The sequence below is a fragment of the Pseudomonas sp. Leaf48 genome (assembly GCF_001421885.1).
Taxonomy (GTDB): Bacteria; Pseudomonadota; Gammaproteobacteria; order Pseudomonadales; family Pseudomonadaceae; genus Aquipseudomonas.
This window is the reverse complement of record NZ_LMLH01000030.1, coordinates 84,977-97,905: the sequence shown is the minus strand read 5'-3', so window position 1 is coordinate 97,905 and position 12,929 is coordinate 84,977. Positions and strand designations below refer to the sequence as shown.

Here is a 12,929-nt window from a genome sequence, read left to right as displayed (position 1 = left end):
CTTCAACGTCCAGCGTTGCATTGAAGAGGATTAGGCCACCCCTATTCAGTTCAAAAGTAGCCATGCACGAACAATATCAGCCCCGTGAAATCGAAGCCGCCGCCCAGTCGTTCTGGGACGAGCAAAAGTCCTTTGAAGTCAGTGAACAGCCAGGCAAGGAGACCTACTACTGCCTGTCCATGTTCCCTTACCCCAGCGGCAAGCTACACATGGGGCACGTGCGCAACTACACCATCGGCGACGTGATCTCCCGCTATCAGCGCATGCAGGGCAAGAACGTACTGCAACCCATGGGTTGGGACGCCTTCGGCATGCCGGCGGAAAACGCCGCGATGAAGAACAACGTAGCGCCCGCCAAGTGGACCTACGAAAACATCGCCTACATGAAATCCCAGCTGCGCAGCCTGGGCCTGGCGGTGGACTGGTCCCGTGAGGTGACCACCTGCAAGCCCGATTACTACCGCTGGGAACAATGGCTGTTCACTCGCCTGTTCGAAAAAGGCGTGATTTACAAGAAAAGCGGCACCGTGAACTGGGACCCGGTCGATCAGACCGTTCTGGCCAACGAACAGGTGATCGACGGTCGCGGCTGGCGTTCCGGCGCGCTGATCGAAAAGCGCGAAATCCCGATGTACTACTTCAAGATCACCGCCTATGCGGATGAGCTGCTCGATAGCCTCGACGAACTGACTGGCTGGCCTGAACAGGTCAAGACCATGCAGCGCAACTGGATCGGCAAATCCCGCGGCATGGAAGTGCAGTTCCCGTACAACGTCGACTCCATCGGCGAAGCCGGTGCACTGAAAGTCTTCACCACCCGTCCGGACACCCTCATGGGAGCGACTTATGTCGCCGTGGCCGCCGAGCACCCATTGGCCACTCTGGCCGCACAGAACAACCCTGAGCTGCAAGCGTTCATCGCTGAATGCAAGGGCGGCAGCGTCGCCGAAGCCGACGTCGCCACTCAAGAGAAAAAAGGCTTGCCGACTTCGTTGTTCGTCGAGCACCCGCTGACCGGTGAAAAACTGCCGGTGTGGGTCGCCAACTACGTGTTGATGCATTACGGCGACGGCGCGGTCATGGCTGTTCCGGCACACGACGAGCGTGACTTCGAATTCGCCACCAAGTACAACCTGCCGATCAAGTCCGTGGTGCGCACAAGCTCTGGCGACACCAACCCGGCACCTTGGCAGGACGCCTACGGTGAGCACGGCACCCTGATCAACTCCGGTGAATTCGACGGGCTCGACTTCGCTGGCGCCTTCGATGCCATCGAAGTGGCGCTGATCAAGAAAAACCTTGGTGCCTCGCGCACCCAATTCCGCCTGCGCGACTGGGGCATCAGCCGTCAGCGCTACTGGGGCTGCCCGATCCCGATCATCCACTGCACTGCGTGCGGTGACGTGCCGGTACCGGAAGATCAACTGCCGGTCGTACTGCCGGAAGACGTCGTACCCGATGGCGCCGGTTCACCGCTGGCACGCATGCCCGAGTTCTACGAGTGCAGCTGCCCGAAATGCGGCCAGCCTGCCAAGCGCGAAACCGACACCATGGACACTTTCGTCGAGTCCTCGTGGTACTACGCCCGTTACGCCTCACCGCACTTTGAAGGCGGTCTGGTAGAAAAATCCGCTGCCGACCACTGGCTGCCGGTGGATCAGTACATCGGCGGTATTGAACACGCGATTCTCCACCTGCTCTACGCGCGCTTCTTCCACAAGCTGATGCGTGACGAAGGCCTGGTGAGCTCCAACGAGCCGTTCAAGAACCTGCTGACCCAGGGCATGGTGATCGCCGAGACTTACTATCGTCGCGAAGCCAACGGTGCCTACACCTGGTTCAACCCGGCGGACGTTGAACTCGAACGCGACAGCAAGGCCAAGGTCATCAGCGCCAAGCTGATCGCAGACGGCCTGCCGGTGGAAATCGGTGGCACCGAGAAGATGGCCAAGTCGAAGAACAACGGCGTCGACCCACAGTCGATGATCGACCAGTTCGGCGCAGACACCTGCCGCCTGTTCATGATGTTCGCCTCGCCGCCAGATATGAGCGCGGAATGGTCCGACTCCGGCGTAGAGGGTTCGCACCGCTTCCTCAAGCGCGTCTGGCGTCTGGCTCAAGCCCACGTCATTCAGGGCCTGCCGGGCAAACTGGACATCGCCAGCCTGAACGACGAGCAGAAAGTCATTCGCCGTTCGATCCACCAGGCCATCAAGCAAGCCAGCCATGACGTCGGCCAGAACCACAAATTCAACACCGCCATCGCCCAGGTGATGACGCTGATGAACGTGCTGGAAAAAGCCCCGCAAGGCACCGAACAGGATCGCGCACTGGTTCATGAAGGTCTGCAAACAGTGACGCTGCTGCTGGCCCCGATCACCCCGCACATCAGCCACGAGTTGTGGAATCAACTGGGTCATGCCGACCCGGTGATCGATGCTGGTTGGCCGGTGCTGGACGAAAGCGCTCTGGTGCAGGACAGCCTGCAGTTGGTCATCCAGGTCAACGGCAAGCTGCGCGGCCACATCGAAATGCCGGCCAGCGCCAGCCGCGAAGAAGTCGAAGCGGCCGCCCGCGCCAATGAGAACGTGCTGCGTTTCGTTGACGGTCTGACCATTCGTAAAGTGATCGTAGTGCCCGGGAAACTGGTCAATATCGTCGCCAGCTAATTGGAACAGGCGCCAGGTACGCCTGGCGCCGAGTAAAACCTTTCGGGCCGCCTGGTCGGCCCACATGGTTTCAAGGGGAGCAACAAGATGATCAAACGCAATCTGCTGGTGATGGGCCTTGCGGTCCTGTTGAGCGCCTGTGGTTTTCAGCTGCGCGGCACCGGCACCAACGAGCTGGCGATCAAGGAACTCGACGTGAGCGCCCGTGACGCCTACGGCCAAACCGTTACCCAACTGCGTCAGGTTCTGCAAAGCAGCGGGGTCAAGGTTTACACCGGCGCACCTTACAAGTTGGTGCTGACCAATGAACAGGAAAGCCAGCGCATCCTCAGCTACGCCGGTGCCGGCCGCGCTGGTGAGTATCAAGTGAGTACGGTGCTGAGCTACGACATCCGTGGCCAGGGCAACCAGCCACTGCTGAGCGACAAGCTTGAAGTGCAGAAAATCTTCATGCACGACGGCAACAACCTCGTGGGCTCCGACCAGGAAGCAGATACAGCGCGAGTAGAAACCCGTCGCGAGCTGGTTCAGCGCATGATGCTGCGTCTGCAACAACTGACCCCGGCCCAGCTCGATCAGTTGCAGCAGACCGCCGACGCCAAGGCCAAGGCTGACGCCGCGGCACTGGAAGCGGCACAGAAGGCTGAAGCGAACACCCCGCGTCAGTCGCCTGTCGAACTGCCACAGCAGTAAGACTTACGGGGCGCTCAGGCGCCCTGTTCGCCCTCTCTTATGAAGCTCGCTCCCGCCCAACTCGCCAAACACCTGCAAGGTACCCTTGCGCCTGTCTACATCATCAGCGGCGATGACCCGTTGTTGTGCCAGGAGGCCGCCGATGCTGTTCGCACAGCCGCGCGCCAACAGGGTTTCGATGAACGCCAGGTATTTGCCGCCGACGCCAGTTTCGACTGGGGTACGCTGCTGCAAGCCGGCGCCAGCATGTCGCTGTTTGCCGAAAAGCGCCTGTTGGAACTGCGTCTGCCTTCCGGCAAACCCGGTGACAAAGGTGCTGCCGCGCTCATCGAGTACTGCTCGCGCCCGGCCGAAGACACGCTGCTGTTGATCAGCCTGCCGAAACTCGATGGCAGTGCGCAGAAGACCAAGTGGGGCAAAGCGCTGGTCGAGGGTCAGCAGACCCAGTTTGTGCAAATCTGGCCGGTGGATGTCAGCCAGCTGCCGAGCTGGATTCGTCAACGCCTGTCCCAGGCAGGGCTTAGCGCCAGCCAGGACGCCGTTGAACTGATCGCGGCTCGAGTCGAGGGCAACCTGCTGGCAGCCGCCCAGGAAATCGAAAAGCTCAAGCTGATGGCCGAAGGCGGACAGATCACTGTTGAAACCGTGCAGGCTGCGGTGGCCGACAGTGCACGCTTCGATGTCTTTGGCCTGACCGATGCGGTGCTCAACGGCGAAGCGGCCCATGCCTTGCGCATGCTCGAAGGATTACGCGGTGAAGGCGTTGAACCGCCGGTGATTCTCTGGGCCCTGGCCCGTGAACTGCGTCTGCTGGCCAATATTTCCCTGCAATACAGCCAGGGCACGCCGTTGGACAAGGCATTCAGCCAGGCCAAACCGCCTGTCTGGGACAAGCGCAAACCGTTGATGAGCAAGGCCCTGCAACGCTACTCGGCACAACGCTGGGCGCAGTTGCTGCTGGAAGCTCAGCGCATCGACGCGCAAATCAAGGGCCAGGCTGCCGGGTCGCCGTGGATGAGCCTCAGTCGGTTGTCGTTGTTGATGGCCGGCCAGAGATTGTCGCTGCCCGCCGAGTGAGTTTTTTGTGGCGAGGGGGCTTGTCGGAATGCCGCATCACCCCGTTGGGGCGCGAAGCGGCCCTGAAATCTGCAACAGCGTTTGTCCAGAAATCCCGCGGGCGCCGGTTTTACGACTGCTTCGCAGCCGAACGGGGCGGTGCGGCGGTCCGACAAGCCCCCTCGCCACAAAAGCCCCAGAAGACGGAAAGGTCCTACACAATGTGGGCACTAGACAGAACCCCAACTTCAGCAGATTATTTCCCCGCGCAAAAATCACTCAATCGAGAGATCCGATCATGAGCAAAAAGCCGTCCAGACACGGCCCCAACAAGGCCAAATCCATCATCGCCCAGCCCCTGTTCCGCAGCCGTCAGGAACGAACCGCCAAGGGCAAAGGCAGCTACCGCCGCGAAGCCTTCCAGTCTGATAGCTGGGAGGCTTCTTACTTTCTGGCTGCTTGAAGCGCAGCACCCCTTCTACATGTTAAGGTCTGTACCTGATCCGTTTTCCCTGGACCCGTGCATGCCCTTTTGTCTTCCCCGTCGTTGGCACCTGCGCCAATTGATTGCAGCCTCCAGCCTCATTTTGCTTGTCGCCTGCGCGGAAAAACCGACCGCAGCCGACGCTCAGCCGCTTCAGACACTTCCCGTCGCTACCGCACCGGCGGTTGTTCCACCTGTGGTTCCAACAGGTGAGAACCTCGACATACAGCCAACCCAGACCTTTGCCGAATGGCAGGCGGGTTTTCGCAAAGATGCCTTGGCCGCGGGTATCCGCGCCGATCTGTTTGATCGCGCTTTCGCCAATGTCAGCTTCGACCCCAGTGTGATCCGTGCCGATCGCAGCCAACCGGAATTCGCAAAACCGGTATGGGAATACCTCGACGGCGCCCTGTCGCCACTGCGGGTTCGCAAAGGCCAGGCGTTGGTCAATCAGTATGCCGATGTCCTGCAAAGCATCGAGCAGCGCTACGGCGTCGATCGGCAGGCCTTGGTCGCGGTGTGGGGAATGGAAAGTAACTTTGGTCAGTTCCAGGGCAGCCAGTCGGTGATCAACTCCCTGGCGACCCTGGCCTACGAGGGCCGCCGTCCCGACTTCGCTCACGCGCAATTGATCGCTGCCCTGCAAATCCTGCAGCAAGGTGATATCCAACCGGAGAAAATGCTCGGTTCGTGGGCGGGCGCCATGGGCCAGACCCAGTTTATCCCGACCACCTACAACACCCACGCCGTGGACTTCGATGGCGACGGTCGCCGCGACATCTGGGGCAGTTCCGCCGACGCACTGGCTTCGACCGCGCATTACCTGCAAAGCTCGGGCTGGCAGCGAGGCCAGCCATGGGGCTTCGAAGTGCAATTGCCGGGTGGCTTCAACTACATGCTGGCCGATGGCACGATTCGCAAGAGCGTCGCCGAATGGCGTCAGCTGGGCGTGACCCTGCCCAATGGAGCCCAGCCACCGGCAGGCTCGGAACAGCTGTCCGCAGCGCTGCTGCTGCCAGCCGGTTATCGTGGCCCGGCGTTCCTGGTGCTCGACAACTTCCGGGCGATTCTCAAGTACAACAACTCGTCATCCTACGCTTTGGGCGTAAGCCTGCTGTCCGAGCGCTTCAACGGCGCAGGCCAGATCCAGGGCAGCTGGCCCAAAGATGACCTGCCGCTGAGCCGTACCGAGCGGATCGAACTGCAAAACCTGCTGAGCGCGCAAAACTACGACGCCGGCACTGCCGACGGCATCATCGGCGCCAACACCCGCAAGGCCATCCGCAGCGCCCAGCAGTCGTTTGGCTGGCCAGCGGATGGGTATCCGACGCACAAGTTGCTGGAAGGGTTGCGTAACCGTTAACTAGCCGAATGGCCGGAACTGCCTTCGCGAGCAAGCCCGCTCCCACATTGAACCGCGTTCTTGCATACGAAAAGAGTGGAATGTGGGAGCGGGCTTGCTCGCGAAGACTGACTGACAGGCAATGAAAGTCTAGCGCCTGACCACCACATCCTGCTCCAGTACCAGTTCCTTGCTCCCGGCATCCAGCCTGACCAACGCCCCCATGGGCAACGTCAGGTTCGGATCGCAGTGCCCACTGCGCCACCCGGACAGCACCGGAATCTTAAATGGCTCGAAGGTCTGCTTGAGCAACCTGTCCAGCGCTGCCATCTCCACCCCCGCTACATCCCCGACCAGCACACCGCGCAACTTGTGCAACGTGCCAGCCAGCCGCAGTTGAGTGAGTAACCGGTCGATGCGATACAGCGGCTCGTTGATGTCCTCGATCAACAGAATGACACCCTCGGCGTCCATCTCGTAAGGTGTGCCCATGGTCGCGGCGATCATGGCCAGATTGCCGCCGAGCAAGCGCCCGTGAGCGATGCCTGGCTCGATCATGGTCAATGGGTAGGCCACCGGGTGCGCCAGTACGCTGCCCGCCTTCATTTGACCGCGCAGCATGTTGAAAAACGAGGACTCGGTGGGCTTTTGCTTATCTCCCAACAAGTCCGCATTGAGCAGCGGACCATGGAAGGTTACAAAACCGGCATAGCGGCTGATCGCCAGATGCAGTGCGGTGATATCGCTGTAGCCGACGAATGGCTTGGCATTATCGCGCAGCAGCTGAAAATCAATGCGATCAAGCAAACGAGGCGTCCCGTATCCGCCGCGCAGGCAGATGATCGCATCCACCTCACGGTCGGCGAAGGCGGCGTGCAGATCATTGAGCCGCACCTCGTCGCTTCCGGCCAGGTAGCCATCCTTCTCGTATACGCCGGGAAACACTTTCAGTGAATAGCCACGAGCACGCATCCATTGCACGGCTTTGTCGGTGTCCAGCGCTGCGGGTCCTGCAGGCGCAATAACGCCGATCAGCCCTTCTGACGGCAAGGCGGGGACAGGAACATGGGGCCAAAGGGTGTGGTTCGGTCGAGCGGTCATCCGTGAATCTCCCTGCGTGAAAACTTCAGCACACAGTAGTCAGGAACGGGAACAAACAGAAGAGGGTCAATCGTCCCGCAGGTTGCAGGAAAAAGCGGCCATCGCTGTAAGACAGGCAAAAAAATGCCCGCAGAGCTGTGGAGCCATGCGGGCATTTTCCGGTGAATCACCCAATCAGGCGCCGAGCAGCTCGGCCTTGACCAGCTTCGCCTGTTCGTCGGCGTGGTACGAGGAACGCACCAGCGGACCGGAGGCGACGTTCTTGAAGCCCATTTTGTAACCTTCCTCGGCGAACCAGGCGAAGGTGTCCGGGTGCACGAAGCGCTGAACCGGCAAGTGACTGCGGGACGGTTGCAGATACTGGCCCAGGGTCAACATGTCGATGTCGTGCTCGCGCATGCGCTTCATGACTTCGATGACTTCTTCGTCGGTTTCGCCCAGACCCAGCATCAGGCCGGACTTGGTCGGAATGTGCGGCATCATCTGCTTGAAGCGTTGCAGCAGGGTCAGCGACCACTGGTAGTCCGAACCCGGGCGCGCAGCCTTGTACAGGCGCGGCACGGTTTCCAGGTTGTGGTTGAACACATCCGGCGGCTCGGCGGCGGTGATTTGCAGCGCGATGTCCATGCGGCCACGGTAGTCGGGAACCAGGGTCTCGAGCTGCACGTTCGGCGACAGCTTGCGGATTTCACGGATGCAGTCGGCAAAGTGCTGGGCGCCGCCGTCACGCAGGTCGTCGCGGTCCACCGAGGTGATCACCACGTACTTGAGTTTCAGGTCGGCGATGGCGATGGCCAGGCTTTCCGGCTCGTTGACGTCCAGTGGCTTCGGCCGGCCGTGGCCGACGTCGCAGAACGGGCAACGACGGGTGCAGATGTCACCCATGATCATGAAGGTTGCGGTACCACCGGAGAAGCACTCGCCCAGGTTCGGGCAAGAGGCCTCTTCGCAAACGCTGTGCAGCTTGTGTTTACGCAACAGGGCCTTGATGCGGTCGACTTCCGGAGACACCGGGATGCGCACGCGAATCCAGTCGGGTTTCTTCGGCAGTTCGGTGGTCGGAATGATCTTCACCGGGATGCGTGCAACCTTTTCGGCGCCGCGCAGCTTTACGCCGGCTTCAACCTTGGCACGCGGGGCCGGACGCTCGGTGACATCCTGCGTCGGGATCATGGTTTGCACTGCATCAGTAGTCATATCAGTCGATTCCGCCCGTTAGGGTCGTCTGCTCAGCATAGTCGAGGTGTTTGACGAGCTGCGCACGCAGCCGGGCACTTACCTCGGCAAATTCAATCGATCCTGCGTGATCGCTCAGCTGGGTCATCGCCAGCCCGGCGTAGCCGCAGGGATTAATCCGTCGAAACGGTTCCAGGTTCATGTCCACATTCAGGGCCAGGCCATGAAAGGAACAGCCGTGGCGGATCCGCAGACCCAGTGAAGCGATTTTCGCCCCGTCGACGTAGACGCCTGGTGCATCGGGCTTGGCCGCGGCGGTTACGCCGTAACTGGCCAGCAGCTCGATCAGGCATTGCTCCATCCGGCTGACCAGATCGCGCACGCCAAAACCCAATTTGCGCACATCGAGCAGCAGGTAAGCCACCAACTGACCCGGCCCGTGGTAAGTCACCTGACCACCACGGTCGACCTGCACCACCGGAATATCACCGGGAAGCAACAGATGTTCGGCCTTGCCCGCCTGGCCCTGGGTGAACACCGCAGGGTGCTCGACCAGCCAGATTTCGTCAGGGGCGTCGTTGCCGCGCTCGTTGGTGAAGCGTTGCATGGCATGCCAGACCGGCTCGTAAGCCATCTGGCCGAGCTCGCGAAAGCCCAGCGTGCCAGACATCACAGCACCATGTGCACGAAACCGGTGGCCCGCAGTTCGCTGTTGATGTTGTACAGCTGGTCCTGGTCGGTCGCGACAATGTGCAACTGAATGGTGGTGTATTTGCCGTTGCTGCTCTGGCGCTCGTCAACACGCTCATCGTTGATGGTGGCGTGTTTCCTGACGATGTCGATGATCCTGTCCTTGTTGCCCACGCCAGTATCGCTGATCACCTTAACCGGGTAATCAGTGGCAGGGAATTCGATCTTTGGCGCCTTTACTTCGGTATCGGTCATGGCGTAACGGCCTCGTAAGCGTAAGCCGTGGCGACGGGCATGCCCCCGCGCCGGATCAGCGCGGGGCCATGCGGGTGCACACTAAATTCAGTTGAACAAGCCGTAGAAGAATAGACGGATGCTATCCCACATGCGGCGGAAGATACCACCTTCCTCGACAGCGTCCAGAGCGATCAGATCGGCGCTGTGCACCACCTTGTCGTCCAGTTTCACTTCGACTTTACCGATCACGTCGCCCTTGGCGATTGGCGCGATCAGTTGCGGGTTCATGGTCATGCTCGCAGCGAGCTTTTTCAGCTGGCCTTTTGGCAGGGTCATGGTCAGGTCTTGAGCCAGGCCAGCCTTGACCTGGTTGGTGGAGCCTTTCCAGACAGGAGCCTGAGCCAGCTCGGTGCCCTTCTGATAGAAGGTCTGGGTTTCGAAGAAACGGAAACCGTAGGTCAGCAGCTTCTGGGTCTCGGAGGCGCGAGCCACTTCGCTGTTGGTGCCGAACACCACGGCGATCAGGCGCATGCCATCACGTACAGCCGAGGACACCATGCAGTAGCCGGCTTCGTCGGTGTGGCCGGTTTTCAGACCGTCGACAGTCTTGTCGCGCCACAGCAGCAGGTTACGGTTCGGTTGCTTGATGCCGTTCCAGAAGAACTCTTTCTGCGAATAGATCGCGTAGTGAGCCGGGTCTTCGTGGATGATCGCGCGAGCCAGCACGGCCATGTCGTGAGCCGACGAGTAGTGCTCAGGGTTCGGCAGACCGGTCGGGTTCATGAAGTGGGTGTTGCTCATGCCCAGATCGGCAACGCTCTTGTTCATCATGTCGGCGAACGCATCTTCGCTGCCGGCGATGTGCTCGGCGAGGGCAACGCTGGCGTCGTTGCCCGACTGGATGATGATGCCGTGCAACAGGTCGCTGACAGTCACCTGCGAGCCGACCTTGATGAACATCCGCGAACCACCGGTACGCCAGGCGTTTTCGCTGACGGTCACCGGATCGTTTTCGCCAATCTGGCCACGACGGATTTCCAGGGTCGCAATGTAGGCGGTCATCAGCTTGGTCAGGCTGGCCGGCGGCAGTCGCTGGTCACCGTTGTTCTCGACCAGCACATTGCCGCTGCTGGCATCCATGAGCACGTAGGCCTTGGCGGCCAGTTGCGGTGGCGACGGCATCATCTCGGCCGCGAACGCGGCAGGTGAGAGGAGCAGCGGGACTAGCAGGAACAGGCGTTTGGCAAAGGTGGTGATGTTCATCCGTCTCTCGAAATCGCTAATGGAAACTTGCCCGCAGGCAAAACTAATCAAATGACTTTCTAACGAGTCATCGCGTGTTTAGTTGCTCACTCCAGTCACCCTTGCCGGGCTTTTGTTCTCGACGAGCCAACAACCTGGTTCACCCCCGACTGCGAGTGAACCGTCAATCAAGTCCTACGTATTTTACTCTGTCACTACGCTCGGCGAACCGAGGTTGGCCAGGCGCACACTGTTTTGCACTTGCTGGATTTCACCCGGCGATCCAATCGGCCCCAAGCGTACCCGATGCAGGGTTTGCTGATTGCGCACGATCGAGCTGATGAACACCGGAGCGCTCACCATCCCGCTGAGCTTCGATCTCAGGAGTTCTGCAGCATCCGGGTTGGCGAACGCGCCCACCTGCAGATACTGGCCAGACGCTGCAGAAGCGGTTTTTTTGGTATCAAGCTGCACCGGCACCACGGCGGCAGCGTGTTGCTGTGGCGGCGGCGTCCATTGCTCAACGGTGCCGGTCGAAGGCGTAATCACCGGGGCGCTATTTTGCGCGACTTTTGGCTCGTTGAGCATCAGCGGCGCCGGCCGGCCCTTGGCAGCCCACCAGGCCTGCGGGTCGATGCCTTCGACCTTGACTCGCGCGGTACCGGTTTCGGCATAGCCGAGCTTTTTGGCGGCGGCGTAGGACAAGTCGATGATCCGGTCCGAATAGAACGGACCTCGGTCGTTGACCCGCAGGATCACGCTTTTGTTGTTGTCCAGGTTGGTTACCCGAACATAACTCGGCAGTGGCAATGTCTTGTGCGCGGCGCTCATGCCGTACAGGTCATACACTTCGCCGTTGGCGGTGTTCTGACCGTGAAACTTGGTGCCGTACCAGGAGGCCGTGCCTGAAGCAACGTAGGTCTTGGACTCCTGCTGCGGGAAATATGTCTTGCCCAGCACGGTATACGGGTTGGCCTTATAGGGCCCGGTGTGCAGAGTTGGCGTCGCATCAGGGATGCGCGAAACATCGACATCCCACCAGGGTGCGCCATCCTTGTGGGCACGGTTGATGTCCAGCCCCGGCGTGGTGCGCACGGCGGCGGTGGGGGCGGGTTTCTGAGGAGCCGGTGCACGACTGGTCGAGCAACTGGCTACCAGCACCGCCAATGCGGCGAAAGCCATCAGCTTCAGGGGTTTATCCATAGGCAATGCCCGCATTACTTGACGCCCCGTGCTTGGACCAGCTGTTCAGACAGTTGATGTACGGCCATGGCGTACATCACGCTGCGGTTATAACGCGTGATCGCGTAGAAGTTCTTCAGGCCCATCCAGTACTCGGGGCCATTGTCGCCTTCCAGGCGGAAAGCGGTAACCGGCATATCATCGCGCAGCGCATCATGACTTGACCACCCCAGAGCCCGCAACTCCCCGACGGTTTTCGTCGGTTCGATACCGGTGGTCAAACCTTCGTCCACCTGTTCGCCGCGTACATCGGCGCGACTGACCACCGGTTCGCCGGCAACCCAACCGTGACGCTTGAAATAACTGGCAACGCTGCCGATGGCATCGTCCGGATTGGTCCAGATATTGATGTGGCCATCGCCGTCGAAGTCCACGGCATAAGCGCGAAAGCTGCTCGGCATGAATTGCGGCAGCCCCATCGCACCGGCGTAAGAACCTTTTAGCGTCAATGGATCAACCTGTTCTTCCCGGGCCAACAACAGGAATTCACGCAATTCCTTGCGGAAAAATTCGGCACGGGGAGGATAGTCGAAACCCAGGGTCGACAGGGCATCGATCACCCGGAAATTCCCGGTATTACGGCCGAAAAAGGTTTCAACGCCGATGATCGACACAATAACCTGCGCCGGCACGCCGTATTCCTGCTCGGCACGGGCCAGTACCGCCTCGTGCTGACGCCAGAAGTCCACCCCGCGGGCGATCCGCGCGTCGGTGATGAACATCGGGCGATACTCGTTCCACTGCTTGACCCGTTCCGCGGGCCGGGAGATCGCATCCAGAATCGACTGCTTGCGCTCGGCTTCGCGGAACACTCCCATCAGTTGCTCACCGGCGAAGCCGTAGTCGCGGGTCATTTCACCTACGAATTCGGCCACCTGGGGTGAACCTTCATATTCGCCGGCCATTGCTGACTGCGTTGTGCCAAGGATGCTTACCAGGCTGACCCATGGCGCGTATCGAGTCACCCAGCCACGCATTGCTTGCATTGAAATCTTCA

General features: G+C 60.4%; 12 protein-coding genes. 5 read left to right on the top strand and 7 right to left on the bottom strand.

From position 1 onward, the window contains the following. Positions 1 to 62 precede the first annotated feature (62 nt). From leuS to ASE98_RS21135, 5 genes are all read left to right on the top strand, one after another. Positions 63 to 2,669 carry a leucine--tRNA ligase gene (leuS, locus tag ASE98_RS21155; RefSeq protein ID WP_060543272.1) on the top strand — a complete coding sequence of 869 codons (2,607 nt, stop codon included), beginning with the start codon at positions 63 to 65 and terminating at the stop codon, positions 2,667 to 2,669. 87 nt (positions 2,670 to 2,756) lie between these two features. Beyond that, positions 2,757 to 3,362, top strand: a complete 606-nt coding sequence (locus ASE98_RS21150) for an LPS-assembly lipoprotein LptE (protein ID WP_060543271.1) — start codon at positions 2,757 to 2,759, stop codon at positions 3,360 to 3,362. Between the two features lie 39 nt (positions 3,363 to 3,401). Further along, on the top strand, positions 3,402 to 4,439 hold the full coding sequence (holA, locus tag ASE98_RS21145) for a DNA polymerase III subunit delta (RefSeq protein WP_060543270.1): 1,038 nt from the start codon (positions 3,402 to 3,404) through the stop codon (positions 4,437 to 4,439). Positions 4,440 to 4,716: 277 nt separating this feature from the next. Further along, positions 4,717 to 4,881, top strand: a complete 165-nt coding sequence (gene arfA / locus ASE98_RS21140) for an alternative ribosome rescue factor ArfA (protein ID WP_060543269.1) — start codon at positions 4,717 to 4,719, stop codon at positions 4,879 to 4,881. Positions 4,882 to 4,942: 61 nt separating this feature from the next. Beyond that, the gene (locus ASE98_RS21135; RefSeq protein WP_060543268.1) at positions 4,943 to 6,265 is read left to right on the top strand and encodes a lytic murein transglycosylase; all 1,323 of its coding nucleotides are present in this window, start codon (positions 4,943 to 4,945) and stop codon (positions 6,263 to 6,265) included. 129 nt (positions 6,266 to 6,394) lie between these two features. Here ASE98_RS21135 and ASE98_RS21130 read toward each other — a convergent pair whose 3' ends face one another. From ASE98_RS21130 to mltB, 7 genes are all read right to left on the bottom strand, one after another. Continuing rightward, positions 6,395 to 7,345: a S66 peptidase family protein gene (locus tag ASE98_RS21130; RefSeq protein WP_060543267.1), complete on the bottom strand. Its 951-nt coding sequence runs from the start codon at positions 7,343 to 7,345 to the stop codon at positions 6,395 to 6,397. Between the two features lie 174 nt (positions 7,346 to 7,519). Beyond that, a complete protein-coding gene (gene lipA, locus ASE98_RS21125) occupies positions 7,520 to 8,542 on the bottom strand; it encodes a lipoyl synthase (RefSeq protein WP_060543266.1) in 1,023 nt (340 codons plus the stop codon). 1 nt (position 8,543) lies between these two features. After that, positions 8,544 to 9,191: a lipoyl(octanoyl) transferase LipB gene (lipB, locus tag ASE98_RS21120; RefSeq protein ID WP_060543265.1), complete on the bottom strand. Its 648-nt coding sequence runs from the start codon at positions 9,189 to 9,191 to the stop codon at positions 8,544 to 8,546. Next, positions 9,191 to 9,466, bottom strand: a complete 276-nt coding sequence (locus ASE98_RS21115; protein ID WP_060543264.1) for a DUF493 domain-containing protein — start codon at positions 9,464 to 9,466, stop codon at positions 9,191 to 9,193. Before ASE98_RS21115 ends, lipB begins: the two co-directional genes overlap by 1 nt. 87 nt (positions 9,467 to 9,553) lie before the next feature. Beyond that, on the bottom strand, positions 9,554 to 10,711 hold the full coding sequence (locus tag ASE98_RS21110) for a D-alanyl-D-alanine carboxypeptidase family protein (RefSeq protein ID WP_060543263.1): 1,158 nt from the start codon (positions 10,709 to 10,711) through the stop codon (positions 9,554 to 9,556). Between the two features lie 183 nt (positions 10,712 to 10,894). Next, complete coding sequence (locus ASE98_RS21105; RefSeq protein WP_060543262.1) at positions 10,895 to 11,908, bottom strand: septal ring lytic transglycosylase RlpA family protein; 1,014 nt, start codon at positions 11,906 to 11,908, stop codon at positions 10,895 to 10,897. Then, the gene (gene mltB / locus ASE98_RS21100; protein ID WP_060543261.1) at positions 11,908 to 12,918 is read right to left on the bottom strand and encodes a lytic murein transglycosylase B; all 1,011 of its coding nucleotides are present in this window, start codon (positions 12,916 to 12,918) and stop codon (positions 11,908 to 11,910) included. The genes ASE98_RS21105 and mltB overlap by 1 nt, the downstream gene beginning before the upstream one ends. Positions 12,919 to 12,929: the final 11 nt, after the last annotated feature.